Here is a 26,128-nt window from a genome sequence, read left to right as displayed (position 1 = left end):
CCCATCGTGAGCGAGAGCACGGTCGCGCCGCAGCATGCCCAGACCCCACCGGCACCACCCCGGCCCGGCGACCTCACCGACCAGCTGATCGCCAGTGACTTCTGGACCGAGCAGATGCTGGTCGACGCGGGGATCCCGATCATCGACGTCCCGTTCGTCACCGTCGGCGGCGGCATCGGCTCGTTCGTGACCGCTGACTACCTGCGCATCTGCGGTGTGCCGACCGACGCCATCCGCGTCCTGACGCCGCTCAAGCACCCGTGGGAGAGCTACGAGTACCTGACGACGGTCTCCCAGATCCCGCGCGGCGAGCGGCTGCGGTCGGACTCCTCCTCGACGCCGGACAACATCTGGGGCTTCCCGAGCTACGCCCTGCGCGAGGGTCTGCACGGCAACCTCAAGCAGCTGTGGAACGTGCTGGTCGAGCCGATCTGGGCGAACTACTACACGCCCAAGGCCGGCCACGCGTTCGAGTCGATGGAGAAGGAGATGCACCGCATCCGCTACCAGGAGATGGTCGTCCACGGCCAGGTGCGGATGGTGCGGCGGCGGGTCGGCGGCGGCTACTTCACGATCCTCACCCCGCCCGAGGGCGCGGCGGCCACCCGGCGCATCGCCTACCGCAGCCAGTGGGTGCACATCGCCATCGGCTACCCCGGCCTGAAGTTCCTGCCCGACCTGCAGAAGTACCGCAGCGAGTACAACGACTACAGCCGCGTGGTCAACGCCTACGAGCCGCACGAGCACATCTACGAGCGGCTGAAGCTGCGCCCCGGCGTGATCCTCATCCGCGGCGGCGGCATCGTCGCCTCCCGCGTGCTGCAGCGGCTCATCGACGACCGCGACCGGCTGGGCCTGCAGACCCAGATCGTGCACCTGTTCCGCACCTACGTGGACACGCCGCACGGGAACGGCATCTTCAAGCGCCGCAAGGGGGCCGACGGCTGGGCCTACCAGGGCTTCAACTACCCGAAGTCGGTGTGGGGCGGGCAGCTCAAGCAGCAGGTCCGCAAGTCCGAGGGCCAGGAGCGCGCCACGCTCTACAAGGAGATGGGCGGCACCAACACGCCCGTCCGCCGCGACTGGCAGGAGCAGCTCAAGCGTGGCCGTGCCCAGGGCTGGTACCGCGTGATGATCGGCCAGATCGACAACATGCGGCCCGTGGGGGAGCTTGTCGAGGTCGCCGTCTCGAGCAACCAGGGCCCGCAGCTGGGCACCTTCGACGCCGTCATCGACTGCACCGGCCTCGAGGCCGACATCCGGGAGCACCGCGTCCTGGCCGACCTGCTGGACCACTCCAACGCCCAGCGCAACCCGGTCGGCCGGCTCGACGTGGGTCGCAACTTCGAGGTCACCGGCGCGCAGAACGGCGGCAAGATGTACGCCTCCGGGAGCTCGACCCTGGGCGGTCCCTTCCCGGGCGTCGACACCTTCTTCGGGCTGCAGATCGCCGCGCAGGAGATCGCCGACGACCTGATCAAGCAGGGGTTCGCGAAGAAGCTCGGGCCCGGGCGATCCACCAGCCAGTGGTGGAAGTGGGTCCGCAACAAGACGATCTGACCGCCCCCGCCCCCGGCACACCCCCGACGACCGAGAGAGACCCTCGTGCTCCCCACCCTGAACGGCCGCATCCAGACGCGGATCTTCCTGCTGGCGGTGGTCGGGTCCCTGTGGACCCTGATCATCACGCCGATCCTGCCCATCGACGCCCCGCTGGGCACCGCCTACAAGACGACCTTCTCGATCCTGCTGGTCGTCGCGGTCCTCGGCATCGTCTGGGAGCTGATCTACCACGGCATCCAGCAGTTCCGCTGGGAGAAGGACTGGCCGACGATCTTCGGCCTGCTCACCGCGATCCCCGAGGGGCTGCTCGTCTGGTTCCTGCTGGCCGGCGGCGCGATCCCGTGGATCGACAGCGTGCCCGGCCCGGCGTTCGTCATCGACTTCGTCACGACGTGGCTGGTCGTGTGGCTGGTCGCCAACGGCCCGATGCGGGTGCCGTTCATCCACTGGCGGATCAACGGCGGGCGGCTCATCTGATGGCCGACAGCCTGTCTCCGTCCGTGGCCGGCGCCCGTGGTCCGGCCACCGTGCCCCCGTTCGACCAGGTCTCGGTCGCGGTCGCGCCCGGCGACGACCTCGTCGTCCGGCTGCCCGGCATCCTGCTCGTCGTCGCCGTCGAGGCGGTCGACGCACCGCCGCCGGCCAGCCCCAAACTCGGCGGATGGGGCGCGTCGCCGGCGGCCCCGCAGCCGGCCATGCCGACCGGCGACGTCCGCGTCGGCGAGCTGGTCGACCTGTGCCGCCGGGTCTCGGCGGCCGGCAGCCGCGCACCCGGCCGCCGGCTGCACGACGAGCTGCGCACCTGGCTGCCGACCATGTCCGACATGCCCTCCTTCGCCGTCGCCGCCGCGACCGAGGAGGGCCTCGCGGTCGCGCTGGTCGGTGACGCCGCGGCCGAGGTCCCCGACCTCGGTCTGCGGCTGACGCCTGCCGACGGCGAGCAGAAGCTCCCCGACGGCAAGCCCTTCCTCGACCGGCTCGTCGACTGGCCCCCGGCTGCGCTGCGGCTGTCGGCCGGTTCGGCGGTGACCACGTCGCCGCACCCGCTGGCCGACCTCGAGTCCGGCAGCGTCCCGGGTGCGGCGGCCGTCCTGTCCCCGGCCGCGGCACCCGCGCCGACGCCGGCGCTGGACGCCCCGTCGCCGACGACGATGGTCCGGCTGCCGGCTCCCGGGTCGTTGCTGCCGCAGCCCGGTGCCGCGACCCCGCCGGTGGCCTCCAGCGCGCTCCCGCTGCCGCCGCCGCCCCGGCGCCCGGCCGCGCAGCCCGCGCACGACGACCACGCGGGACATGCGCATGACCACGCCGGTCACGCCCACGAGGCGGCGGAGCCCGTCGGGGCGCCGGTGATCGCCGAGCCGGTGCAGTTGCCGGCCCCGGTCCTGTCGGCGTCGCTGCTGGCGCCGCCGGAGGAGGAGGCGCCCCGTGAGCCGCTGCCGGTGGTCTCCACCGAGCAGCCGCCCGCGGCCCTGGTCACGGAGCCGGAGGACACCCGTCCGAAGGTGAAGGGCTTCCTCTGCTCGCGCGGGCACCTCAACGACCCGCGCGTGCTGTTCTGCAACCTGTGCGGCATCCGGATGGCCGAGAAGACCGGTGTCTTCATCGAGGGGGTGCGGCCGCCGCTCGGCCTGCTCGTCTTCGACAACGGCGCCACGGTCAGCATGGACGCGGACTACCTGCTCGGCCGTGAGCCGGAGACCGACCCCCGGGTGCAGTCCGGGGAGCTCCGGCCGCTGCTGATCATCGACCAGACGGGCGGCGTCAGCCGGCACCACGCGGAGATCCGGCTGGAGGGCTGGGACGTGCTGCTGCTCGACACCGGTTCGGCCAACGGCACGCTGGTCGCTCCGCAGGGTGCTCCGCAGTGGTCGTCGCTGGTGCCCGGGCAGCCCGTCCGGCTCACCCCGGGCATGGCCGTCCGGATGGGCAGCCGGCAGTTCGCCTTCGAGTCACCGCACGGCGGGGCCCACTGACGGCCCGCACCACGAGCGAAGGCCCCGCCGAATCGGCGGGGCCTTCGTCGTTCCCGGGGGGCCGGCGCGTCAGGCGGGCGCGGCAGGGGCAGTGATCACGGCCAGGGTCTCGTCCATGTCCCGGTCCCGGTCGGCCGGCCCCGCGTGGACGGTGAGCACCGGCGTCAGGTCGGGACCGGTGCCGCCGGTGACCTCACCGGGCGGCGCGAACAGGAGCCCGGCCGGGGTGTCCGAGTCCTCCGGTGCGACGTCGACCCCGACCCGGCGCAGCGAGTCCGCGATCCCCGCCGCCCGCCGGCCGGCCCGCCAGCCCTCGCCGGCCTGCAGTTGCAGCGGGACGGACCGGCCCATGGCGGCCTGGGCGGCCATGCGCAGCGCGGTGCGCCCGTCGGGCCCGGTGTCCTGGACGACGGCCACCGGCCCCGACGGTGCCAGGCCGTGCTCACCGAGGTCGCCGGAGACGACGACGACGGTGCCGTGCAGCGTGGCCGGCCACGGCGTGCCGTCGCCGTCCCCCGTCGTTGCCCAGCCGGCGCGAACCAGCACCACGTCGGCGTCGGCACTGGCCGCGATCTCGCTGACGTCGGCCCACGGCGCGTCGCTGAACCGCGAGGCGACCGAGGCCCGCAGCCCGCGCTCGCCGACGATCCGCGCGAGCTGGCGCAACTCGTCGCCGGCGGCCGCCATCAGGGCGAGGTCGGCGCCCAGCCCGCTGGCGACCTCGGGCTTGGGCAGCGTGCGGCGGACCACGCGCGCCAGCACGATCTGGGCCGGGCTCTCGCGCCCGACCAGGTCGCAGGCCAGGTGCACCATCGCGGCGTCCCGTTCCGGGTCGTCGACGACCACGACGACGGTGTAGGCCTCCTCGAGGCCCATGGCCGCCCGCTCGGCCGCCGCGATGTCACGCTCGAGGACGCGCGGCGGGTAGACGAGCTGGAGCAGCGGCGAGGTCATCACCGTCGTGACCACGGCCATGATCACCAGCAGCGTGAACATCTCGCCGTCGAGCACCCCGCGCTGGACGCCGATGTTGAGGATGACCAGCTCGGTGAGGCCGCGGGTGTTCATCAGCACGCCGAGCGCCGTCGCCTGGCGCCTGGGCACCCGCTGCGACCGCGCCGCCGCGAACGCGCCGAGGAACTTGCCGGCGATGGCGACGAGCAGGATCAGCCCGAGCTCGCCGAGACCGGTCAGGTCGATGGCCCCGATGTCCACGCCGAGGCCGGTCACGACGAAGAAGACCGGCAGCAGGAGGAGCACGCTGACCTGCTCGAGCCGGTCGGTGATCTCGTGGGTCAGCTTCGCGGCGTCCTGCCGCGGCATGATCACGCCGAAGACGAACGCTCCGAAGATGAAGTGGATGCCGATCTCCTCGGTCACCCAGGCGCTGGCGAGGATGCCGATCAGGACGAGCGCCATCATCTCCGGCGTCAGCTGCCCGAAGCGCTTGTGGTAGGTGACCAGGTACTTCAGCAGCGGGCGGATGACGAGGAACATCACCAGGGCGAAGATGATCGAGTAGCCGATGATCGCCAGCACGCCGGTGAAGTCGCCACCGACGACCACGGCCACGACCACGGCCAGCAGCGCCCAGGCGATGACGTCGTCGACGGCCGCGCAGGCCAGGCTCAGGACGCCGGTGGGGATCCGGTGCATGTTCCGCTCGGCCAGGATCCGCGCCAGCACGGGGAACGCCGTGATCGACATGGCCACCCCGAGGAACAGGGCGAAGGAGAGAAACTTGACCTCCTGGCCCTCGACCACGTCGTGCCGGGCGTGGATCAGCGTGGCCAGCAGGAACCCGAGGGTGAACGGCAGCACGATCGAGGCCACCGACACCGACACCGCGATCCGTTCCCGGCCTCGGATGAAGGACAGGTCGACCTCGAGGCCGATCAGGAACATGAAGAGCACGAGGCCGAGCTGGGCCAGCACGTTGAGGAAGGGCCGGACGTCGGCCGGGAACAGGATCGTGTCGAGGTCACCGGGCAACGCGCCGAGCAGGGTGGGACCGAGCAGGATCCCGGCGATGATCTCGCCGACGACCGCCGGCTGACCGACCTTCCGGGCCAGTCGCCCCATGAGCCGGGCGACCACCATGATCACCGCCAGGTCGATGAAGACGTAGGCGGTGATCTCGGCGATGTCGTGCTGATCCACTGCTGCTCCGCTGAGCCGGATGGGCCTGCGCTGCCAGGTCACCACGAGGAGGAAAACGGCCGGTCAAGGCCCAGGGGAGGCGCCCGCAGCAGGCTGCATCCGGCCGCGCATGTTATCGGGGTCCCGCCTCCCGTGGTCGGAGTCGAGGCACGCATCGCGCGGCACGACCGAGTGCCTTCCGCCCACGCGCCCGGCCCGGCAGACTGACCCGCTGCCGGACCGGCGCGGCTCTCGAGACGCCGGGCGGCCCAACAGCACAGGAGGACAGTGCATGGACGTCGTCGGCCTTGCCGGAGCACCGCCTGCCGCGATCGCGGACTACCAGGTGGTCCGGGTGCTCGGCGAGGGCAACCACGGCCGGTTCTACCTGGCCCGCCCCCCGGCGCGGCTCGGCATCCCGGACGAGTTCGTCGCCGTCAAGGTCTTCACAGGCCAGCACAGCGAGCAGGCCTACCAGCGGGGCGTCCGCGAGTTGCGTGCCTTCGCGCAGGTCAGCTCGCCCTACCTGGTGAAGGTGTACGACGCCGTGCTGCAGGACAGCTTCCTGTACGCGATGGAGTACTGCCCCCTCGGCTCGCTGGCCGCCCCGGCCCGCCCGCTGAGCCGAGCCGAGGTCCTGCGCGCCATGGCCCACGCCGCCTACGCACTGCACGCGCTGCACGAGGCGGGGCTGACCCACGGCGACCTCAAGCCCGCGAACGTGCTGCTGACCGAGGACGGCGGCAAGCTCTCCGACCTCGGGCTGGCCCGGTACCTGACGCCGGGGGTGACGCTGACCGGCATGGCGAGCGCCGCCTCCGTCGAGTACCTCGACCCGGCGTTGCTGCAGGGTGAGCGCCCGTCGCGGTCCACCGAGGTCTTCGCGCTCGGGGCGACCCTGCACCGGGCGCTCACCGGCACCGGGCTCTACGGCGAGCTGCCCGACAGCGAGCCGCTGCTCGCGATCCGCCGGGTGATGAGCGCCAAGCCCGAGATCGCCGCCGGCCTGAGCCAGGAGGAGGCCGACCTCGTCCGGGCGTGCCTCGCCCCGGTGGGGGAGCGCCCGGCGACGGCCAAGGAGGTCGGCGAGAAGCTCGAGGAACTCGCCGCCCGCGCCTGACCGACCGAGCAGCACGACGACGACGGCCGGCCGCTCCCGCGAGGGAGCGACCGGCCGTCGTCGTCGGTGTGCCGGATCAGCCGAAGTCGCTGTTGGAGGGCACCTGCCACCAGTCGATCAGCGTCGTCAGGCCCTCGACGCCGCCGTTGGCGATCACGACGAACGCCTCGGCCGCGTACTCGTCCTGCGTCCACAGCAGCACCGAGGCGTTGTCCTGCTCGCGGACGTAGCAGGCGATCCGGCCGGCCGGCTGGCCGTCGGCGCCGTTGTAGTTCTGGTACCCCTGCGCGTCCGGGCAGTTCTGGCCGGAGAGCTCGGAGAGGCCCACCCGCTCGGTGTCGTCGAGGAAGACGCCGTCGAGGGTCTCGGCGTCGGGGTAAAGGTAGAACGCCGAGTCGGTCGGGCCCTCCGGGGCGGCGATCGCCGCGCCGCAGTCGAGCGCGGCGATGTCGCCGTCGCCGGCGGCGTCCTGGGTGCGGCAGTTGTCGCGGTTCCAGCCCCCCGGGATGATCGCGAGCAGCTCCTCCTCGGGATCCGGCGCCTCGGTCGTCGGCGGGGTCGTCGGGGGCGTGGTCGGCGGCGTGGTGGGGGGTGTCGTCGGCACCATGGTGTCGGTCGCGACGTTGCCACCTCCGCCGTCGCCGTTGTTGGTGAGCACGATCACGAGCACGACGACGAGCGCCACGACCAGAGCCGCGGCCCCGATGATCAGCGGCAGCTTGTTGGACTTGCCGCCTCCACCGGACACCGACGACCCGCCACCGGCAGGGCCGAACGGGGGACCGCCGGGGCTGGTGTAGACCGGCATCGACGGGTTCGACGGCGGGCCGTAGGCGCTGGGCTGGCCGGGGTTGGACGGCGGCCCGTAGCCGCCGGTGCCGACGGCCGGGGCGTAGCCGCCGGTCGGGGTGCCGGGCCCGTAGCCGCCGGTGCCGGGACCGTAGCCCCCGGTACCGGCCGCGGGCCCGTAGGCGCCCGTGCCGGCGGCCGGACCGTAGCCGGGTGCGCCCGGGTCGGACGGCGGGCCGTAGCCGCCGCCCTGCCCGGGGTTGGAGAAGCCGACGGTCTGCGGCGTGAACGGCAGCGGGGTGACGGCGGTCGGCGGCGCGGCCGGCGCGCGGACCTCCGGCGCCGGCGTGACGCCGGACTCGCTGAGCGCCTTGCGGGCCGCCGCGGCGAACTCGCCGGCGGTCGCCCACCGCTCGTCGGGCTCCTTGGCCAGGCCCTTGAGGATGACCGCGTCCAGGGCGTGGGGCAGGTCCGGCCGGATCGACGACGGGGCCGGCGGGTCGGTGTTGAGGTGGGCGTACATGAGGACGGCGAGGCCGTCGCCCATGAACGGCCGGCGGCCGGTGAGGATCTCGAACAGCACGCAGGCCAGCGCGTAGACGTCGACGCGCTTGTCGGCCGGCCGCTCGAGGAACCGCTCGGGGGCCATGTAGTCGAAGGAGCCCAGCGCGGCGCCGGTCTGGGTGAGCGCCGGGCCCGACGTGTCGGTCGTCGAGCGGGCGATGCCGAAGTCGACGAGGTAGACGAACTCGTCGTCGCCCTTGCCCGTGACGAGGATGTTCGACGGCTTGACGTCGCGGTGGATCAGCCCGTCGGCGTGCGCGGAGTCCAGCGCACGGGCGGCCTGGCTGATGATCGAGACGGCGCGGGCGGGGTCCATCGGGCCCTCGTTCGCGAGCACCTCGGCGACGTCGCGGCCGGGAACCAGGCGCATGTCGAGGAACAGGCGGCCCTCGATCTCGCCGTAGCGGTGGATGGGCACGATGTGCGGCTCGTTGAGGCGGGCGGCCGAGTGCGCCTCGCGCCGGAACCGCTCCCGGTAGCCCTTGTCGGCCGCGAGGTGCTCGGAGAGCACCTTCAGGGCCACGACCCTGTCGTGTTCCGTGTCGAAGGCGCGATAGACCTCGCCCATCCCGCCGCGACCGAGCAGGCCCTCGATGCGATAGGCGCCGAACTGTTCGAACTCCACCCAGACCCCTCCGTGTGCCGCAGACCCGCGCTCGTCCGAGCCTGCGGCAGATGCGGTCGTGCGCGGATTCTAGGGACGCGGGTGCGTCGCGACCAGCGCCTCGGCCGCCGGGCGACACGTTCGTGACCAAGAAGCGACCCACGTTCGGTTGGTTTACGGAACCGGTACCGGCGTGCCGCGCACTAAGCGGTAGGCGCAGGGCGATCGGGTCACTACGTTGCGGTCTGCCCGGACGAGTGCAGCCGGACGACGGAACGGAAGAGATCAGATGAGTCAGCCCCCTGGCCCCTACGGCCAGCCCGGTCAGCCTGGTCCGTACGGCCAGCAGCCCGGCCAGCCGGGCCAGCCCGGTCAGTACGGTCAGCCGCAGTACGGGCAGCCCGGCCAGCCGCAGTACGGCCAGCCCGGCCAGCCCGGTCAGTACGGCCAGCCCGCTCCCGGCCAGTACGGCCAGCCCGGCTTCGGTGGGCCTCCCGGCGGTCCCGGCGGCTTCGGCCCGGGTGGCTACGGCCAGCCCCCGCAGAAGAAGAGCCCCCTGCCCTGGATCATCGCCGCGGTCGTCGTCGTCCTGGCCGGCGTCGGCGTCCTGCTGTTCTTCCTGCTCCGGGGCGACGACGAGCCGACCAACACGGCGAGCTCGACGAGCACGACCACCGCGTCGAGCACCGACTCGGGCGCCACGCCGACCGAGTCGACCTCGATGCCGAGCATGAGCATCCCCGGTGGCGCGACCGCGACCGGTTCGATGAACACCGAGAGCGAGCCCGACCCCTCCGACGGCGGTCAGTACGCCGGCTCGGGCGACGTCGCGTTCGCCTGGGTGCAGGGGATGGCCTCGGGCGACTTCCAGGGCGCCTTCGACCTCACCTGCCCGGCGCTGCAGCAGGCGGCCACCGACGCGGCCGCGGGCGGGGACCCGGCCGAGGTCCTGGCCGGCTACTTCTACAGCGAGACGCTCGGCGGCCAGGGCTTCACCGACGGCACGTTCGACAGCGTCAGCACCTCCGGTGACCAGGACGTCGCGGCGTTCTCGCTCACGCTGGAGGACGGCAGCCCGTTCACGCTGCTGGTCTACGTCGGCTCCGACCTGACGGTGTGCGACTTCTTCTGAGTCGCTGATCCGACCGGATGACCGGACGGCCACGCATCCCGCGTGGCCGTCCGGTCATCGGCATGCGGCGCAGGTGCCGAAGATCTCGAGCGTGTGGCTGACGTCGGCGAAGCCGTGCTCGCCCGCGACCCGGTCGGCCCACAGCTCCACGGCCGGCCCGGCCACCTCCACGGTCCGCCCGCAGGCGCGGCACACCAGGTGGTGGTGGTGCTGGGGGCTGCACCGGCGGTAGAGGGCTTCGCCGGAGTCGGTGCGGATGGAGTCCAGCTCGCCGTCGTCGGCCAGCGACTGCACCGCCCGGTAGACCGTCGACAGACCCACCGCGTCACCGGTGGCGCGCAGGCGGGCGTGCACCTCCTGCGCGCTGTGGAAGCCGTCGAGGTCCTGGAAGACGGCTCGGACGGCCTCGCGCTGCCGGGTGGTGCGCACCATGGGGCCATGATCCCAGGTGGACGCCGCGCTGCTGACGGTGCCGGACAGAGGACGAGGAGGACGCCGTGTTCGCGGTGACGCGCCTGCGGGCGCAGGGTCCGGACGGCGAGGCGTTGGCCGCCGCCGTGGCCGCGCTGCTCGGGGCGCTGTCCGCCCGGCCGGGGTTCCGGGACGGCGAACTGGGCCGCTCCGCGGACGACCCGGACCTGTGGGCACTGGTCACCCGCTGGGACGGTGTCGGTTCCTACCGCCGCGCGCTGTCAGCCGCCGAGGTGAAGATCACCGGCGCTCCGGTGTGGGTGCACGCCCTCGACGAACCGGGTGTCTACGTCACCGACTGACGTCGCCGCCCTACGCTCCGGTCGTGGTCAGTCGGACGCGCACGGCCCGGTACGCCCGCCGGCGCAAGCGCCGCATGGACGCCGTCGAGCACGACCTCAGCACCGAGCAGTGGACCGCCCTGCAGACGGCCTGGGGTGGCTGCGCCTACTGCGGCGCCACCGGCACGCCCCTGCAGCGCGACTGCGTGCTGCCGATCTCCCGGGGCGGGCGGTACACGCTGGACAACATCGCGCCGGCGTGCGGCTCGTGCAACGCGAGCAAGTGCAACGACGAGGTCACCGGCTGGCTGCGCCGCAAGCGGCTGGACGAGCGGGGGTTCCTGGCCCGGCACGTCGAGATCCGGGACGAACTGGCGAAGCTGTTCGGGGAGGCGTAGACCGCCGCGGGCCGGGCACCTTCCAGTGCGACATCCCGAACCGTCTTCCTGGAGGCGCAGTGGCCGGCCCGTCCGAGCACGATCCCGGGGAGCCGTCGCCCGGCCCCGGTCTCGCCGACCCGACCCGCGACATCCGTCTGCCGCCCTTGCCGGGCACGACCCCGCCGGTCCTGCCGACGGAGTGGCGAGGGCGTGCCGTTCCCGCGGCCCCGGAACAGGAACCGGAACCGGGACCGGGACCGGTTCCGGCCGACGAGCCGACCGACGAGCTCGGGGCGCCGCCGACCGCCGACCGGGAGCGCACCCTGACCTTCTCCGGCTCGGCCGCGGAGCGCTGGGCGGCCGGTCACGCCGCGACGCCGGATCCCGCGTGGTCCTCCGTGCCTCCGGCTCGGGGGCCGGTGGTCGCGCCCAGGACGCGCGAACGGTCGCGCCGGTGGCCGTGGATCGTCTTGACGCTGGTGCCGGTGCTCGTCATCGTCGTCACCGGCGTGTGGCTGCTCGTCCTGATGCAGGGCGGCTGACCGTTCCGGATCGAGACCGAGGGGCCCGTCGTGAGCTCGTCACCGCCGCGACGGCCCGGTGCGGCCCGGGGTCTGGTCGTCGGGACCTCCGCTCTCCTCGTCGTCCTCCTCGCGGTCGTCGGCGTACTGGTCGTGCTGCTCGTCGTGGACCGGAGTGGCGAGCCGGGGGCGTCGGCCCTGTCCGCACCGGAGGCCGAGCCGGCCGCGTCGGTTCCCGACGCCGACCCGACCCGTGGCCCCGGGACGCAGAACTTCGCGAACAGTCGGTCGTTCGCCGAGGCCTTCGTGCAGCGGCTGGCCGACCGTGACGCCGAGGCCGCCTACGACGTCCTGTGCGAGACATCGCGGTACCCCAGTGCCGTTGTCCTCCAGGGGCACTTCGACGCTCTCGTCCGCGGGACCGTCGTCGAGATCGGGGCGGGGAACGTGGTCGGCACCGCCGGCACCGACTACGTGGGCATCCACGCTGACACCGGGGAAGAGTTCGAGTCGTCCTTCACCGTCGTGATCGAGGAGGAGGACGGGCGCCTCGCCGTCTGTTCGATCGACGACGACTCGGCAGCGCCCACGTACTGACCGACTCCGCCGTCGGGGGCACGTCGACCGGCCAACTACCGTGGGCGGGTCAACCGCCGACCGCCAGCCGGATGGAGCCCCCCGTGGCAGCGCCCGTCAACACCGAGACCGCCAAGCACGACCCCGCCCGCCTCGACAAGGTCGTCAACCTCTGCAAGCGGCGGGGCTTCGTCTTCCCGTCCGGCGAGATCTACGGCGGGACCCGCTCGGCCTGGGACTACGGGCCGCTCGGTGTCGAGCTCAAGGAGAACATCAAGCGGCAGTGGTGGCGCACCGTCGTCCAGAGCCGGGACGACATCGTCGGCCTGGACTCCTCGGTGATCCTGCCCCGCCAGACGTGGGTCGCCTCCGGTCACGTCGGCGTCTTCACCGACCCGCTCACCGAGTGCCAGAGCTGCCACAAGCGCTTCCGGGCCGACCACCTCGAGGAGGAGTTCGAGGCCCGCAAGGGCCGGGCTCCCGAGAACGGCCTCGCGGACATCAGCTGCCCGAACTGCGGCACGAAGGGTGCGTGGACCGAGCCGCGCGACTTCAACATGATGCTCAAGACCTACCTCGGCCCGGTCGAGGACGAGTCGGGGCTGCACTACCTGCGCCCAGAGACCGCCCAGGGCATCTTCGTGAACTTCGCCAACGTGATGGGTGCCGCGCGCAAGAAGCCGCCGTTCGGCATCGGCCAGATCGGCAAGTCCTTCCGCAACGAGATCACCCCGGGCAACTTCATCTTCCGCACCCGCGAGTTCGAGCAGATGGAGATGGAGTTCTTCGTCGAGCCGGGCTCGGACGAGGAATGGCACCAGTACTGGATCGACGAGCGCACCCGCTGGTACACCGACCTGGGCATCGACCCGGACAACCTGCGGCACTTCGAGCACCCGCAGGAGAAGCTGTCGCACTACTCGAAGCGCACCGTCGACATCGAGTACCGCTTCGGCTTCCAGGGCTCGGAGTGGGGCGAGCTCGAGGGCATCGCCAACCGCACCGACTTCGACCTGACGACGCACACCGAGCACTCGGGCACCGACCTCTCGTACTTCGACCAGGCCAGCAACACCCGCTGGACGCCGTACGTCATCGAGCCGGCGGCCGGCCTGACCCGCTCGCTGATGGCCTTCCTCATCGAGGCCTACACCGAGGACGAGGCGCCCAACGCCAAGGGCGGCGTCGACACCCGCACGGTGCTCAAGCTCGACCCGCGGCTGGCCCCGGTGAAGGCCGCCGTCCTCCCGCTGTCGCGCAACGCCGACCTGTCGCCGAAGGCGCGTGACCTCGCCGCCGCCCTGCGGCGGAACTGGAACGTCGACTTCGACGACGCGGGCGCGATCGGCCGCCGCTACCGGCGGCAGGACGAGGTCGGGACGCCGTTCTGCCTCACCGTCGACTTCGACACGCTCGAGGACGACGCCGTGACGGTGCGCGAGCGCGACTCGATGAGCCAGGAGCGCATCGGCCTGGACCAGGTGGAGAGCTACCTGAAGGCCAAGCTGCCCGTCTGCTGAGCGTCGCACATTGAGACATGTGCGGGCCGCCGCTCCGTCCAGACTTGTCGACGGTGCGCCGCCACGGGGGAGGGCCGTGCCGGCACCCGCCGGTTGCTCCTGTGGACCGGGATGAGAGGACTCGTCGCGATGACGGACACGACAGGGACCAGCGTGCCGGAGTCGCCGTTCCGCCTCATCTACCGCAGCCACAGCCGCGTCGGCCCAGCGGATCGCGAGGCGGCTCTGGCCGACATCTTCCGCGAGGCACGGTCGAACAACGAGGTCCTCGGGGTCACCGGTGCCCTCCTGATCACCGACCACTGGTTCGTCCAGGCCCTGGAGGGCGAGGCCGCCGAGGTGCAGGGGCTGTACGAGCGCATCAGCCGGGACGCTCGGCACGAGCACGTCACGGTGATCGAGGCGGACCACGTACCGGCGCGGGTCTTCTCCCGCTGGGCGATGGCCCAGGTCTCGGCGAGTGGTCAGGCCGACATCCCGCTGGAGGCCTCCGAGGGGCGGCTGCACACCGTCGCCGGCGAACCCCTCACCCGGGAGCAGACCGCCGTCCTGAAGGTCATGAGGGACACGATCGGCGCCGACGTCGTCTGAAGGCGCCGGAAGTTCCTCGGTGCGGTTCCAGCGCGGGGGAAGGTGACCCACGTCGCCGCCTACTCTGGGTGGCATGACCAGCACGCTCGAGCCGACGACGACGGCCCTGCCGCCGCTGAAGCTGGGCTCGCTGGCGGTCGACCCTGCGGTCGTGCTGGCGCCGATGGCGGGCATCACCAACCCGGCGTTCCGGACGTTGTGCCGCGAGTTCGGGGCCGGCCTCTACGTCTGCGAGATGATCACCACTCGCGCGCTGGTGGAGCGCAACGAGAAGACGCTGCAGATGGTGCGGGCCACGCCCGACGAGCAGGACGCCTTCTCCGTCCAGCTCTACGGCGTCGATCCCGCCACCGTCGGCCGGGCCGTGGAGATGCTGGTCGACGAGGAGGTCGCGGGCACCCGGCCCGCCCACATCGACCTCAACTTCGGCTGCCCCGTGCCCAAGGTGACCCGCAAGGGCGGGGGATCGGCCCTGCCGTGGCGGCGGGTGCTCTTCCGCGACATCGTGCGGGCGGCCGTGCGGGCGGCGAAGGACGTCCCGGTCACCGTGAAGACCCGGATCGGCATCGACGCCGAGCACGTCACCTATCTGGACGCGGGACGGATCGCGCAGGACGAGGGCGCGGCCGCGATCACGCTGCACGGCCGCACCGCCGACCAGCTCTACAGCGGCACCGCCGACTGGGCTCCCATCGCGCGGCTGGTCGAGGCCGTCGACATCCCGGTCCTGGGCAACGGCGACATCTGGGAGGCCGACGACGCGCTGCGGATGGTCGCCGAGACCGGTGCCGCGGGCGTGGTCATCGGGCGGGGCTGCCTCGGCCGGCCGTGGCTGTTCGGGGACCTCGCCGCGGCCTTCGCCGGGACGACGCGGCGCATGCTGCCCACCCTCCGCGAGGTCGCGGCGATCATGCACCGGCACGCGCAGCTGCTCGGCGAGGAGCAGGGCGAGCTGCACGGCTGCACCGACTTCCGCAAGCACGTGGCCTGGTACCTCAAGGGCTTCTCGGTCGGGTCCGACACCCGGCGGGCGCTGGCGATGGTCAGCTCGCTGGACGAGCTGGCCGGGCTGCTCGACCGCATCCCCGACCAGCCCTACCCGATCGAGGTCCTGGGTGCGCCGCGCGGGCGCACGAGCCCGCCGCGGCCGGTGGCGCTGCCCGAGGGCTGGCTCGCCGACCGGGACGACCCCCGCCCGCCGGCGGGTGCGGAGCTGGACGTGAGCGGCGGATGACCACAGGAGTCGAGCGATGACCGGCCCATACCTGTACGACGACGGGCCGGAGCAGCTGCACACCAGCACGCCCCGCCGTCGGAACGGCTTCCTCCTCGCCCTGCTGGGCGGCACGGTGCTCATGGCGCTGGTGGCGGTCGGTGCGCTGCTCGTGGTCCGAGGCTCGCCGACCGAGCAGGCGGAAGAGGCCGTGGGGGTCTTCCTCACCGCCCTGGACCGGGGCGACGGCGAGACCGCGCACGCCTTGCTGTGCGAGGACCTGCGCGCGGAGTTCGAGCCGGGGCGGGTGCCCGCCGAGTACGAGAACTCCGTCCCCGGCGAGGTCGTCGGCTCGACGGAGCGGCAGGTCGACGGGGCGCCGGTGATCGAGGTCGAGGTCCGCTGGGCCGACGGCGGCACGACGCGGATCCCGGTCGTGAACCAGGGCGGGCCGCACGTCTGCACGAGCCCGTCGGCCGACTGAGCGAGGCCGGGACTTTTCGTCCCGGCTCGGGCCAGGATGCCTTCTCTTTGCCTCTCGACCCTGCCACGATGGCGCCGCCCTACCGGTGGGCACCATCCGACCCTTCGAGAGGATTCTGCGTTGTCGCAGCCGCCTTATCCCCCCGTTCCCGGAGCACCGGCCGGCGCCCCCGTGCCGCCGCCGGCGGCCCCGGCGCCTGCCGCTCCCACGCAGGTCGTGTTCCCGGGGCAGGTGCAGCTGGCGCCACAGCCGCAGTACGCGCCCACCCCGCAGCAGGCTCAGCAGGTCCAGGGCGGGGCGTTCGCCACCGGCTTCCCGAACTACGTGTCGCCACCGCCCTCGCCGCCGAACCGCACCAGCCTGTACGTCGGCCTGCTGGTCGTCGTCCTGACCGTGATCTTCGCCGTCGTCGGGTTCCTGATCGTCTCCTGACCCCCGACGGGGGACTTCCCGTCGCGCCGGACCGCTCGCTGGGACAAGATCACCCCGAGTGAGCCGACCGGCACGGCGGGCCAGGTACCGCCGGGTACCGGTGCGGCACCATGGGCCGAGAGGCCGGCTGTCGAGCGCGGAGGTGCACACGGTGACCAGCGGGACCACCCAGAAGTGGGTCTACGACTTCAGCGAGGGCAGCAAGGACCAGAAGGACCTGCTCGGCGGCAAGGGCGCCAACCTCGCCGAGATGACGAACCTGGGGTTGCCGGTCCCGCCCGGCTTCACCATCACGACCGACGCCTGCCGGTACTACCTGGAGCACGGCAGCACCCCGCCGGATCTCGAGGCGCAGGTCAGCGAGCACCTCGCGGCGCTCGAGAAGGCCATGGGCAAGACCCTCGGCGACCCGGCGGACCCGCTGCTGGTCTCGGTGCGCTCCGGTGCCGCCGCGTCCATGCCCGGGATGATGGAGACCGTCCTCAACGTCGGCCTCAACGACGAGTCGGTGGAGGGGCTGGCGGAGCAGGCGGGCAGCGAGCGCTTCGCCTGGGACTCCTACCGCCGGCTGATCCAGATGTTCGGCAAGACCGTGCTCGACATCGACGGCGAGCACTTCGAGCACGCCCTCGACGAGGTCAAGCGCGAGCAGGGCACCGAGTCCGACCTCGACCTCGACGAGGAGCACCTCAAGGACGTCGTCGGGCGGTTCAAGGCCATCGTGCGGGAGCAGACCGGGGCGGACTTCCCGATGGACCCCCGCGAGCAGATGGATCTCGCGATCAACGCCGTCTTCGACTCGTGGAACTCCGAGCGCGCGATCATCTACCGCCGCCGCGAGCGCATCCCCAGCGATGCCGGCACGGCCGTGAACATCTGCTCGATGGTGTTCGGCAACCTCGGCATGGATTCGGGCACCGGCGTCGCGTTCACTCGCGACCCGGGCAGCGGGGCGCAGGGCGTCTACGGCGACTACCTGCAGAACGCGCAGGGCGAGGACGTCGTCGCCGGCATCCGCAACACGGTTCCCCTCGCCGACCTGGAGAACATCGACCAGGGCGCCTACGGCGAGCTGATGGAGACGATGTCCCGGCTGGAGTCGCACTACCGCGACCTGTGCGACATCGAGTTCACCATCGAGCGCAACAAGCTCTGGATGCTGCAGACCCGCGTCGGCAAGCGGGGGGCGGCCGCGGCCTTCATCATCGCCACCCAGCTGGTCGACGAGGGCCTCATCGACATGGACGAGGCGGTCCGCCGGGTGAGCGGCGACCAGCTGGCGCAGCTGATGTTCCCGCGGTTCGTCGAGGGCGGCGACGCCACCCAGCTGACCGAGGGGATGAACGCCTCCCCCGGCGCGGCGGTGGGCAAGGCGGTGTTCTCCTCCGAGGAGGCCGTGAAGTGGGCCGACCGTGGGGAGAAGGTCGTTCTGGTCCGCCGGGAGACCAACCCCGACGACCTCTCCGGGATGATCGCCGCCGAAGGCGTGCTGACCAGCCGCGGCGGCAAGACCTCGCACGCCGCCGTCGTCGCCCGGGGCATGGGCAAGACCTGCGTGTGCGGCGCCGAGGAGCTGCAGGTCGACACCAAGAAGAAGCAGTTCCGGGCCCCCGACGGCACGGTGGTCAACGAGGGCGACGTCATCTCCATCGACGGGTCGACCGGTCGCGTGTGGCTGGGGGAGGTGCCGGTCGAGGCGCCAGCGGTGGTCCGCTACTTCGAGGGCGAGATCGCACCCGACTCCGACGAGGCCGACGACCTCGTCCGCAGCGTGCACCGGATCCTCACGCACGCCGACGAGGTGCGGCGCCTCGACGTGCGCACCAACGCCGACACCCCCGAGGACTCGGCTCGCGCCCGGCGCTTCGGCGCCCAGGGCATCGGCCTGTGCCGGACCGAGCACATGTTCCTCGGTGAGCGCCGCCAGCTGGTCGAGACGCTGATCCTCGCCGAGAGCGAGGACGAGCGGAACGCCGCGCTCGACCAGCTCGAGCCACTGCAGAGGCAGGACTTCCTCGAGATCTTCGAGGCGATGGACGGGCTGCCGACGACGATCCGGCTGCTGGACCCGCCGCTGCACGAGTTCCTGCCCGACCTCACCGACCTGTCGGTGCGCGTGGCGGTGGCCGAGGAGCGCGGCGAGCAGGACGAGGGCACGCTGCGTCTGCTGGCCGCCGTCCAGGCCATGCACGAGCAGAACCCGATGCTCGGCCTGCGCGGGGTGCGCCTCGGGCTGGTCGTGCCGGGCCTGTTCACCATGCAGGTGCGCGCGATCGCCGAGGCGGCGGCCGAGCGGAAGAAGGCCGGCGGCGACCCGCGCCCGGAGATCATGATCCCGCTGGTCGGGGCGGTCCAGGAGCTGGAGGCGATCCGCGAGGAGGCGGAGAAGGTGCTCGCCGACGTCGCCGAGAAGGAGGGCGTCGACGTGCCGGCCACGATCGGGACGATGATCGAGGTGCCGCGCGCCGTGCTGACCGCCGACGAGATCGCCGGGGCGGCCGACTTCTTCTCCTTCGGCACGAACGACCTCACGCAGATGACCTGGGGCTTCTCCCGCGACGACGTCGAGGCGGCGTTCTTCCATGCCTACCTGGACAAGGGCATCTTCGGCATCTCGCCGTTCGAGTCGCTCGACATCCCCGGCGTCGGGGCGCTGATCAAGATCGCGGTGGAGCGCGGCCGGGGTGCCCGGCCGGGGCTGAAGCTCGGCATCTGCGGCGAGCACGGCGGCGACCCGGACTCGGTGCACTTCTTCCACGAGGTCGGTCTGGACTACGTGTCCTGCTCGCCGTTCCGGGTGCCGGTGGCCCGGCTGGAGGCCGGCCGGGCGGCGCTGGGCGGGGAGCGCAGCGGCGGCTGAAGTCACTTCATCCCCAGGGGTCCACGGGCGGTGGGTGGTCCGTGGTACCCATGACGCGTGGGGGTGCGCGTCGGCAGTCTGGTGAGCAGGATCGTCGGCGCCGCCGTCCTGGCGTTCGTCCTGCTCGTCGCGTCCACGGCGCTGGCGATCTGGTGGACGGCGCGGCAGGATTCCCGGCCCTCGTCCGACGCGATCGTCGTGCTGGGGTCGGCCCAGTACAACGGCGTCCCGTCGTCGATCTTCGAGGCCCGGCTGGAGCACGCGCGCAAGCTGTTCGAGGCCGGGGTGGCGCCGGTGATCGTCACGGTCGGCGGCAAGGCCGACGGCGACGAGTTCACCGAGGCCGAGGCCGGGCGCGACTACCTCGCCGAGACCGGGGTCCCGGCCGAGGCGCTGCTGGCGGTGCCCGAGGGGGTGGACACGCTGGAGAGCATCCGCGCGGTGGCCGCGGAGTTCACCGAGCACGGGTGGGCGAGCGCCGTCCTGGTCACCGACCCCTGGCACGCCATGCGCGCCGAGCGCATGGCCGACGACGCCGGGCTGGACGCCGCGAGCTCGCCGACCCGGCAGGGCCCGGCGGTCCAGACCCGCACGACCCAGTTCAAGTACATCCTCCGCGAGACGGCCGCCTACCTGCTCTACCGCGCGACCGGTGAGAGCGTCGCCGGCGCTCCGGGGATCGGCTGACGAGGAGACTCCCCGTGATCGAACTGGGCAAGGCCGGGACGGCCGGCACCGAGAAGGGCACCGTGCCGGTCCTCGACGACGGCCGGCTCGTGGCCACGCTGCACGCGTCGAAGTGGAAGGAGGCCGCCACGGCCACCGTGGGCGACCGGGCGTGGGTGTTCACCCGGCAGAAGCGGCAGCTCACCGGGCGGTGGGCGAGCGACCCCGAGACCGCGGTCCGCCTCAGTGCGCGGCAGACGTCGGCCTGGAAGAGCATCTGGAGCTTCGACCTCGAGGGGACGCCGGTCGAGGCGCGCTACGCCTCCCGCTGGAAGAGCACGCACCGCTTCGAGTCCGAAGGGAGCCCGGTCGCCCTGAGCGGGAAAACGGGCGGGTGGTCGCCGCGCCCCACGCTCACCTTCCAGCGCGACCTCCCGCTCGAGCACCAGGTCTTCCTGCTGTGGTGGGAACTGCTCATGCGCCGACGCGCGGCGTCCGTTGCCGCGGCCACGGCCGCCGGTGGCGGGGCGGCGAGCTGATGGCCGGCCGGGGACGCATCCGGGCCGCGGACATCGCGCTGGTCCGGGAGCGCAGCAAGATCGACGAGATCGTCGGCGAGCACCTGCAGCTCAAGCGCGCGGGCGGCGGGTCGCTCAAGGGTCTCTGCCCGTTCCACGACGAGAAATCGCCGTCCTTTCAAGTCACTCCCACGCGAAATCTCTACCATTGTTTCGGGTGTGGAGTGGGTGGCGATGTCATTTCTTTCATCCAGCAGATCGACCATTTGTCCTTTTCCGAGGCGGTCGAACTGCTGGCCGGGCGGGCGAACGTCGAGCTGCACTACGAGGACGACGGCGGCCGGCCGACCGGCGGTCCCGACCGGGCCGGCGTCGGCCAGCGCGCGCGGCTGGTCGCGGCCAATGCCGCCGCGGCGGCGTTCTACGCCGAGCAGCTGGGCACCCCCGACGCCGCCCCGGCCCGGCAGTTCCTCGCCGAGCGCGGCTTCGACCGGCAGGTGGCGCTCGACTTCGGCTGCGGCTTCGCGCCGGCCGGCTGGGACGCGCTGACCCGCCACCTGCGAGGCAAGGGCTTCACTCAGGCCGAGCTGGTCACCGGCGGGCTGGCCAAGGAATCCTCCCGGGGCACGCTTATCGACCGGTTCCACCGCCGGCTCATCTGGCCGATCCGCGACATCACCGGCGACGTCATCGGCTTCGGCGCCCGCAAGCTCATGGACGACGACCCGGGCCCGAAGTACCTGAACACCCCCGAGACGCCGCTCTACAAGAAGAGCACCGTGCTCTACGGCATCGAGCGGGCCAAGCGCGACATCGCCCGCAAGCACCAGGCCGTCGTCGTCGAGGGCTACACCGACGTCATGGCCTGCCACCTGGCCGGCGTCACGACCGCCGTCGCCTCCTGCGGCACCGCGTTCGGCGCCGAGCACATCAGCGTCCTGCGCCGCCTGCTCATGGACCAGGACGAGTTCCGCGGCGAGGTCGTCTACACCTTCGACGGCGACGCCGCGGGCCAGGCCGCCGCGATGAAGACGTTCAAGGAGGACCAGCGCTTCGTCGGGCAGACCTTCGTCGCCGTCGAACCCGACGGCCGCGACCCGTGCGAGCTGCGCCAGGAGCACGGCGACGCCGCCGTCCGGGACCTGATCGCCCGGCGCAGCCCGCTGATCGAGTTCGTCCTCAAGACGACCCTGGCCGACTACGACCTCGACACGGTCGAGGGCCGGGTCGCCGCGCTGGAGAAGACCACGCCCCTCGTCGCGCAGATCAAGGACCACGCGCTGCGCCCCGCCTACGCCCGGCGCCTGGCCGGCCTCATCGGCAACACCGACGAGGCGGAGGTGACCGAGCGGGTGCGGCGGCTGACCGGCGACGGCGGGGGAGCGCCCGCGCCGCGGCGCGCGCGCATGCCGCAGCGGTCACCCGACGACGCCGCCATCGAGGTGGAGCGCGAGGCGGTCAAGGCGGCACTGCAGTCACCGGAGCTGGCCGGCCCGTCGTTCGACGCCGTTCCGCCCGCGGCCTACACCGACCCCGACTACGCCGCGGTCGCCGCGGCGATCGCCGGCGCCGGGGGAGCGGGGGCCGCCACGGTGACCGGCCCGGCGTGGCTCGACGAGGTCGCGGCGCACTGCGACCGGGAGAGCGCCCGGGTGCAGCTCACCGCGCTCGCGGTCGAGCCGCTGCGCTCGGTGGGGGAGGCCGACAGCCACTACGTCAACGCCGTGATGGCGCGGCTGCAGGAGATGGCGACGGTCCGCCGCGTGGCGGCGCTGAAGGGGAAGCTGCAGCGGATGAACCCGGTCGAGGCCCCCGAGGAGTACACGAGGGTGTTCGGGCAGCTGGTCGCGCTCGAGCAGGAGGCGCGGTCGCTGCGTGAGCGCGCGATGGGCGGGCTGACCCCGTGAGTTTCCTCGACCAGCTCAAGAAGCGCTTCGAGCGGGCACCGGAGCCGGTGCGCGTCGCCGTCCTCGCGTCGTCCGATCCCGACGAGCGGGTGCTCGCGTGGGGACCGCTGTCCCGAGCGCAGGGCTGGCTGGTCGCCACCTCGCGAGGGCTGCGGGTCGTCCCGCCCGAGGTGGCGTCGGTGGACCAGCTGGTCGTGCTGCCCTGGCACGAGGTCGGGCACGCCCGCTGGACGGCGACCAACGACGGCGGCGGCAGCTTCGAGGTCACCGCGCTGGTCGAGGTCGAGCCCGGCGTGCAGGTGCGGCAGACGCCGATCCGGTACGTCCTCACCGAGGCCGGTGACCTGCCGTCGGTCGTGCGGAGACGGGTGGACCAGACCGTCGTCGCCAGCCAGCGGGCTCCGCTGCCCGACCGCGGAGGGGTGCTCCTGGTCGCCCGCCGGATCCCCGGTCAGGCGGCGCGCGAGTGGTCGGTCGTGTTCGACGACGACGCCGACCGCAACGACCCGGTCAAGCGCGAGGTCGCACGCCAGAAACTGGCCGACGCGGTGGCGGCCGAACAGCCCGAGTAGCGGGCTCAGTGGGGGCTGTCGCTGCCCATCTTGCTCTTCAGCGAGGAGACGGCGTCGTCGGCGCGGGCCTGCGCCATGCCGGCGATGCTCTGCAGGCGCGGGTCGTCCTTGGCGTGCTCCCAGGCGCGGCGGATCTGCTCGTAGCGCTCGCGGCCGGCCCGGGCGCCGAGCACGTAGCCGGCACCGAAACCGGCGATGAACGACAGCTTCGCCACGGGGACCTCCAGGACGGACGAGCGGGACGGCGATCACGCTACCTGTGGTCCACGTCGCCCGAGACCCGGCCGGGGTCCTCCGCAGGGCGGGGCTGCCGGTGGGGTAGTCTCGTCCGGCCAGCGGGTTCCGCCCCGCTCATCCCCCGTAGCTCAATTGGCAGAGCATGCGACTGTTAATCGCAGGGTTATTGGTTCGAGTCCAATCGGGGGAGCACAAAGAGGCCCCTGACCAGCATGTTCGCCAGTCAGGGGCCTTCGCTGTTCGCGGGATCCTGGGCTGAAACCCGACTTACTCCCGACTTTCGGTCCTCGCGCTCCTCTCTCAGAGCACCTCGGCGGCCACCTCGGGCACGGTGTGGCGGCTCATGTACCGATCCTTGGTCATGCTCGCGCGCTTGTGCCCGAGCTGGTTGGCAACCCCTCGGTCCGTCAGCAGACCCGAGCCATCCAACAGCGTGGCGGCTGTCTTGCGGAACGTGTGCGAGCGCGCCCATGGAAAGCCGGCGGCTGCCAGTAGCTCAGTGACGTCGTTGGTCGTGTTGCTCGGGTCGCGGAGCTGGCCCCGAGGGGAGGTGAAGACGACGTCCCACTCGTTGGGGATCGCCGACACCTGGCGCTCCAGTAGGCGAGAGACCAGCCACGCGGGGAGCTTGACGGTCCGGGTGGCGCTCTTGCTCTTGCCGTCGCCCTGGATGCGCAGGCCCTTGCCGGTCTCGCGGATCACGGTCGGCCCGAGTCGGGCAAACCCATCGGCCAGGTCCAGTGCGGACCAGCGCAGCCCGCACGCCTCACCGATCCGGGCCCCCGTGCCCGCCAGGAAGGCCAGTAGGTCACCGAGGTCGCGGTTCCGGGCCTTCGGGTCGGCATCGGCGAACGCGACCACGGCGTCTCGCTCCTCCCGAGTGAAGGCGCGCTCGGTGTCTCGATCAGTCTCGGCTCGCTCCGGCTTGCGGGGTGTCGAGATGGGGCCGGCCTGACGAACCGGGTTGTGGGTCAGTGCGTCGTACTTCACCGCCAGGTCCATCACGGCCCGCAGAGCAGTGCGGGTGGTCCGAGCGGCCTGGGGACCGCTCTCGCGCGCGACCGTGGACAGGAACCGCTCCACGCCACCAGCGGTCACCTGCTGCACGGTGAGGTTGGCCAGCGGTGCCGGGGCTCCTGCCGTGCCGATCACGTGGTGGTTGACGACCGATCGGTAGGTCTTCTGGGTGCCGGCGGACAGATGCGACTCGGGCAGACGCTCCCGCCAGAGGATGGCGGCGTCCTTCACCAGCGTCGTCTGGGTGACCAGCGCATCGGCCGGGGCGGGGGCGGTCCGCTCCCGTAGGTGGTCCGTGAGCAGGCGCTCGGCGGCTGCCTTCCTCGCGGCGGTCCGGTACGCCTCGCGCCGAACTCCGTCGCGGTCGCGAACCGTGGCCCGCGCCTCCCACTGCTCAGGCTTGGTTCCCTCGGGAGCCCTGTGCCACTTGTTGTCTTCGCCACGCACTTGGGGGGTGAAGGTGAAGGTTCCCCACTCCCCGAGCCCGAGCCTGCGTCGTCCCACGTGCGCTCCCTCCTTGAGTCGTCTGCCGGGCTATGGGCCTCGGCCTGGTCTGGATCGTATCGGATAAGTCGGGTAACTCTAAACTGTCGCCATGGCTCGGATCGCTCGTTGGTGGAAGGCCGGCGACTGCGTGGTGAGTGAGGGTCGAGCGACCGGGGTTCGCCGCTTGGCCCGCTGTGCGCCCACTGACTGCCCGCCTCGGCTCCACCGGGACTATCGAGATGCGCTGGCACCTAGGCGGGCATCCATCGGCGGCAAAGGGTGGGGGTATGACCCCCAAGAGCCGACGCGCGGCACCGCCTGGTCTTAGCAGCCGGAAAGTTGCCACGGTTCCAAGGGCGCGGCGTCGCCCTGAAGGCGGCTTAAGAGACACTCGGGTACTGCCGACTAATAGCCTGACCGCGTGGGCGCCGCCGTACTCGTGTGTTGCAGGGCGACTTGAGGGACTCCTCGGTGGCGCTGGGGAGTTCGGATGAGCCAGCGGCAATGGGGCGATTGGGGTCGTAAGGTGAAGATGAAGCACCAGTTCATGCTTTTTATGTTGGGCTGCATGCTGGTGGCCACGTTCGCGCTCTTGTGGGGTTCCGACGAGGGCGGGGCGCGGGGCACGACGGCCATATTTATGGGCGCGCTGGCGTACCTGTTGCTCGCCTTTATTGGCTGGCAATTCTACCATTACAGAAACAAGTGATTGCGCTGACATCTCATCTCGAGTCGGCGCTGTGCCATCTCACGGGAGTCCGCACATGACCAGCTTTCACCAATCAACTCGGTTCGGGTCACGGTTGCTGGTTTTGATCAACGTAGTTCTGGTTGTTGCTTGGGGCGTGCTCCTTGTCATCTGTGTGGTGAAAGGGCGGTGGCTTGGCGTGGCCGCCAACGGCTTGCTGTTGGCGATGTCGTGGTACAGCCTGCGGCGTGCGTTCCGTCGAGACGCGACGCAACGGCAAGTGGTCTGAACTGGTTCCCCGGTAGCCGCCGTCTGCGTGTGACCTCAATCGCGAATGGTGTCAGTCGCGTAGCGTCCATCTGGCGGGATATATACCAGCGCTCGTGTCCCACAGTGGGCCGCTATGGGGCGCGCAGTGGACTCTGTGTCACAGCAACGGACTGGCCCGCGTCGACGCGCCTCGCGGAGTGGGGTTAGCGCCTCAGCGGCGGCGGCAAGGGGTTGTGCTGAGCACCTTCCCGTTGACCGCCACCGCTGGGGGTCCGAAGGACCTACCTATGAGGCGTAGCGACTTCCCCGTTGGCGGACGGGCAGGGTCCGCTCCTGCTGCACCTTCCGCTCTATCGCCTCCCAGTCGACCTCGGCACCCACCTCCACCTCTAGTTCGCTCGGACGCACAGGAGGATCGGGAAGTGGGGGGACTGCCCCCAGTTCAGTTGACTCCTTGCCTGTGAGGCTGCGGCCTCGCTGGAAGGATCAGCATCGTGCCCAAGCCGTATCCGGCGGAGTTCCGTCGTGACGTGATCGCGGTGGCCCGCAAGAGC

Annotated in this window: 26 protein-coding genes and 1 tRNA gene; 22 read left to right on the top strand and 5 right to left on the bottom strand. The window is 71.8% G+C overall.

Annotated features, from left to right (window positions below; genetic code table 11):
- Window positions 1–6 precede the first annotated feature (6 nt).
- Genes ABD644_RS07240 through ABD644_RS07230 form a run of 3 tightly spaced genes read left to right on the top strand, consistent with a single transcriptional unit; the run spans window position 7 to window position 3,536 of the window.
- Window positions 7–1,560 carry an FAD/NAD(P)-binding protein gene (locus tag ABD644_RS07240; protein ID WP_344688062.1) on the top strand — a complete coding sequence of 518 codons (1,554 nt, stop codon included), beginning with the start codon at window positions 7–9 and terminating at the stop codon, window positions 1,558–1,560.
- A gap of 45 nt (window positions 1,561–1,605) precedes the next feature.
- Window positions 1,606–2,040, top strand: coding sequence for a hypothetical protein (locus ABD644_RS07235; RefSeq protein ID WP_344688061.1), 435 nt, complete (start codon window positions 1,606–1,608; stop codon window positions 2,038–2,040).
- A gap of 23 nt (window positions 2,041–2,063) precedes the next feature.
- Window positions 2,064–3,536 (top strand): FHA domain-containing protein, encoded by a 1,473-nt coding sequence (locus ABD644_RS07230; RefSeq protein WP_344688059.1) that lies wholly within the window; start codon window positions 2,064–2,066, stop codon window positions 3,534–3,536.
- Between the two features lie 69 nt (window positions 3,537–3,605).
- Here ABD644_RS07230 and ABD644_RS07225 read toward each other — a convergent pair whose 3' ends face one another.
- On the bottom strand, window positions 3,606–5,696 hold the full coding sequence (locus tag ABD644_RS07225; RefSeq protein ID WP_344688057.1) for a cation:proton antiporter: 2,091 nt from the start codon (window positions 5,694–5,696) through the stop codon (window positions 3,606–3,608).
- A gap of 271 nt (window positions 5,697–5,967) precedes the next feature.
- Here ABD644_RS07225 and ABD644_RS07220 point away from each other — a divergent pair, with 271 nt between their 5' ends.
- Window positions 5,968–6,795, top strand: a complete 828-nt coding sequence (locus ABD644_RS07220; protein WP_344688056.1) for a protein kinase domain-containing protein — start codon at window positions 5,968–5,970, stop codon at window positions 6,793–6,795.
- Window positions 6,796–6,871: 76 nt separating this feature from the next.
- Here ABD644_RS07220 and ABD644_RS07215 read toward each other — a convergent pair whose 3' ends face one another.
- Complete coding sequence (locus tag ABD644_RS07215; RefSeq protein ID WP_344688054.1) at window positions 6,872–8,773, bottom strand: serine/threonine-protein kinase; 1,902 nt, start codon at window positions 8,771–8,773, stop codon at window positions 6,872–6,874.
- Window positions 8,774–9,041: 268 nt separating this feature from the next.
- Between ABD644_RS07215 and ABD644_RS07210 the strand changes: the two genes are divergently transcribed.
- Entirely contained in the window at window positions 9,042–9,884 is an 843-nt protein-coding gene (locus ABD644_RS07210) for a hypothetical protein (RefSeq protein WP_344688052.1), read from the top strand.
- A 54-nt stretch (window positions 9,885–9,938) separates the two neighbouring features.
- Here the strand turns inward: ABD644_RS07210 and ABD644_RS07205 are convergent, their stop codons facing one another.
- Window positions 9,939–10,316, bottom strand: a complete 378-nt coding sequence (locus tag ABD644_RS07205; RefSeq protein WP_344688051.1) for a Fur family transcriptional regulator — start codon at window positions 10,314–10,316, stop codon at window positions 9,939–9,941.
- Between the two features lie 65 nt (window positions 10,317–10,381).
- Between ABD644_RS07205 and ABD644_RS07200 the strand changes: the two genes are divergently transcribed.
- From ABD644_RS07200 to ABD644_RS07135, 14 genes are all read left to right on the top strand, one after another.
- Window positions 10,382–10,657, top strand: a complete 276-nt coding sequence (locus tag ABD644_RS07200; protein WP_344688050.1) for an antibiotic biosynthesis monooxygenase — start codon at window positions 10,382–10,384, stop codon at window positions 10,655–10,657.
- A gap of 23 nt (window positions 10,658–10,680) precedes the next feature.
- The gene (locus ABD644_RS07195; protein ID WP_344688049.1) at window positions 10,681–11,034 is read left to right on the top strand and encodes an HNH endonuclease; all 354 of its coding nucleotides are present in this window, start codon (window positions 10,681–10,683) and stop codon (window positions 11,032–11,034) included.
- A gap of 59 nt (window positions 11,035–11,093) precedes the next feature.
- Window positions 11,094–11,558 carry a hypothetical protein gene (locus ABD644_RS07190; RefSeq protein WP_344688048.1) on the top strand — a complete coding sequence of 155 codons (465 nt, stop codon included), beginning with the start codon at window positions 11,094–11,096 and terminating at the stop codon, window positions 11,556–11,558.
- 30 nt (window positions 11,559–11,588) lie between these two features.
- Window positions 11,589–12,134: a hypothetical protein gene (locus ABD644_RS07185; protein WP_344688047.1), complete on the top strand. Its 546-nt coding sequence runs from the start codon at window positions 11,589–11,591 to the stop codon at window positions 12,132–12,134.
- 83 nt (window positions 12,135–12,217) lie between these two features.
- Window positions 12,218–13,633 carry a glycine--tRNA ligase gene (locus ABD644_RS07180; RefSeq protein WP_344688046.1) on the top strand — a complete coding sequence of 472 codons (1,416 nt, stop codon included), beginning with the start codon at window positions 12,218–12,220 and terminating at the stop codon, window positions 13,631–13,633.
- A gap of 129 nt (window positions 13,634–13,762) precedes the next feature.
- Entirely contained in the window at window positions 13,763–14,224 is a 462-nt protein-coding gene (locus ABD644_RS07175; protein ID WP_344688045.1) for a BLUF domain-containing protein, read from the top strand.
- 73 nt (window positions 14,225–14,297) lie between these two features.
- A complete protein-coding gene (dusB, locus tag ABD644_RS07170; protein WP_344688043.1) occupies window positions 14,298–15,458 on the top strand; it encodes a tRNA dihydrouridine synthase DusB in 1,161 nt (386 codons plus the stop codon).
- A 16-nt stretch (window positions 15,459–15,474) separates the two neighbouring features.
- Complete coding sequence (locus ABD644_RS07165; RefSeq protein ID WP_344688041.1) at window positions 15,475–15,921, top strand: hypothetical protein; 447 nt, start codon at window positions 15,475–15,477, stop codon at window positions 15,919–15,921.
- A gap of 120 nt (window positions 15,922–16,041) precedes the next feature.
- Window positions 16,042–16,353 carry a hypothetical protein gene (locus ABD644_RS07160; RefSeq protein WP_344688039.1) on the top strand — a complete coding sequence of 104 codons (312 nt, stop codon included), beginning with the start codon at window positions 16,042–16,044 and terminating at the stop codon, window positions 16,351–16,353.
- Window positions 16,354–16,504: 151 nt separating this feature from the next.
- On the top strand, window positions 16,505–19,213 hold the full coding sequence (gene ppdK / locus ABD644_RS07155; protein ID WP_344688037.1) for a pyruvate, phosphate dikinase: 2,709 nt from the start codon (window positions 16,505–16,507) through the stop codon (window positions 19,211–19,213).
- Window positions 19,214–19,294: 81 nt separating this feature from the next.
- Window positions 19,295–19,900, top strand: coding sequence for a YdcF family protein (locus ABD644_RS07150; RefSeq protein WP_344688036.1), 606 nt, complete (start codon window positions 19,295–19,297; stop codon window positions 19,898–19,900).
- Window positions 19,901–19,914: 14 nt separating this feature from the next.
- Window positions 19,915–20,418, top strand: coding sequence for a hypothetical protein (locus tag ABD644_RS07145; protein WP_344688034.1), 504 nt, complete (start codon window positions 19,915–19,917; stop codon window positions 20,416–20,418).
- Window positions 20,418–22,304, top strand: a complete 1,887-nt coding sequence (dnaG, locus tag ABD644_RS07140) for a DNA primase (protein ID WP_344688033.1) — start codon at window positions 20,418–20,420, stop codon at window positions 22,302–22,304. The genes ABD644_RS07145 and dnaG overlap by 1 nt, the downstream gene beginning before the upstream one ends.
- Window positions 22,301–22,876, top strand: coding sequence for a hypothetical protein (locus ABD644_RS07135; RefSeq protein WP_344688032.1), 576 nt, complete (start codon window positions 22,301–22,303; stop codon window positions 22,874–22,876). Before dnaG ends, ABD644_RS07135 begins: the two co-directional genes overlap by 4 nt.
- 5 nt (window positions 22,877–22,881) lie before the next feature.
- Here the strand turns inward: ABD644_RS07135 and ABD644_RS07130 are convergent, their stop codons facing one another.
- Window positions 22,882–23,091 (bottom strand): hypothetical protein, encoded by a 210-nt coding sequence (locus tag ABD644_RS07130; protein ID WP_344688030.1) that lies wholly within the window; start codon window positions 23,089–23,091, stop codon window positions 22,882–22,884.
- A gap of 139 nt (window positions 23,092–23,230) precedes the next feature.
- Between ABD644_RS07130 and ABD644_RS07125 the strand changes: the two genes are divergently transcribed.
- Window positions 23,231–23,303, top strand: a tRNA-Asn gene (locus tag ABD644_RS07125).
- A gap of 110 nt (window positions 23,304–23,413) precedes the next feature.
- On the opposite strand, the gene ABD644_RS07120 is transcribed toward ABD644_RS07125, so the two are convergent.
- On the bottom strand, window positions 23,414–24,634 hold the full coding sequence (locus tag ABD644_RS07120; RefSeq protein WP_344688029.1) for a site-specific integrase: 1,221 nt from the start codon (window positions 24,632–24,634) through the stop codon (window positions 23,414–23,416).
- 472 nt (window positions 24,635–25,106) lie between these two features.
- Here ABD644_RS07120 and ABD644_RS07115 point away from each other — a divergent pair, with 472 nt between their 5' ends.
- Both ABD644_RS07115 and ABD644_RS07110 read left to right on the top strand, forming a co-directional pair.
- On the top strand, window positions 25,107–25,325 hold the full coding sequence (locus ABD644_RS07115; protein WP_344688028.1) for a hypothetical protein: 219 nt from the start codon (window positions 25,107–25,109) through the stop codon (window positions 25,323–25,325).
- Between the two features lie 55 nt (window positions 25,326–25,380).
- The gene (locus ABD644_RS07110; RefSeq protein WP_344688026.1) at window positions 25,381–25,593 is read left to right on the top strand and encodes a hypothetical protein; all 213 of its coding nucleotides are present in this window, start codon (window positions 25,381–25,383) and stop codon (window positions 25,591–25,593) included.
- Window positions 25,594–26,128 lie beyond the last annotated feature (535 nt).

Origin of the sequence: Blastococcus jejuensis (assembly GCF_039534705.1) — a bacterium.
Classification (GTDB): domain Bacteria; phylum Actinomycetota; class Actinomycetes; order Mycobacteriales; family Geodermatophilaceae; genus Blastococcus_B; species Blastococcus_B jejuensis.
The sequence above is the reverse complement of the archived record's forward strand: the minus strand, read 5'-3'. Positions and strand labels throughout refer to the sequence as shown.

Coding starts and splice junctions, on each gene's coding strand:
- ABD644_RS07220 (WP_344688056.1), top strand. CDS start 5,968: ATGGACGTCGTCGGCCTTGCCGGAGCACCGCCTGCCGCGATCGCGGAC.
- ABD644_RS07210 (WP_344688052.1), top strand. CDS start 9,042: ATGAGTCAGCCCCCTGGCCCCTACGGCCAGCCCGGTCAGCCTGGTCCG.
- ABD644_RS07205 (WP_344688051.1), bottom strand. CDS start 10,316: ATGGTGCGCACCACCCGGCAGCGCGAGGCCGTCCGAGCCGTCTTCCAG.
- ABD644_RS07175 (WP_344688045.1), top strand. CDS start 13,763: ATGACGGACACGACAGGGACCAGCGTGCCGGAGTCGCCGTTCCGCCTC.
- dusB (WP_344688043.1), top strand. CDS start 14,298: ATGACCAGCACGCTCGAGCCGACGACGACGGCCCTGCCGCCGCTGAAG.
- ABD644_RS07165 (WP_344688041.1), top strand. CDS start 15,475: ATGACCGGCCCATACCTGTACGACGACGGGCCGGAGCAGCTGCACACC.
- dnaG (WP_344688033.1), top strand. CDS start 20,418: ATGGCCGGCCGGGGACGCATCCGGGCCGCGGACATCGCGCTGGTCCGG.
- ABD644_RS07115 (WP_344688028.1), top strand. CDS start 25,107: ATGAGCCAGCGGCAATGGGGCGATTGGGGTCGTAAGGTGAAGATGAAG.
- ABD644_RS07110 (WP_344688026.1), top strand. CDS start 25,381: ATGACCAGCTTTCACCAATCAACTCGGTTCGGGTCACGGTTGCTGGTT.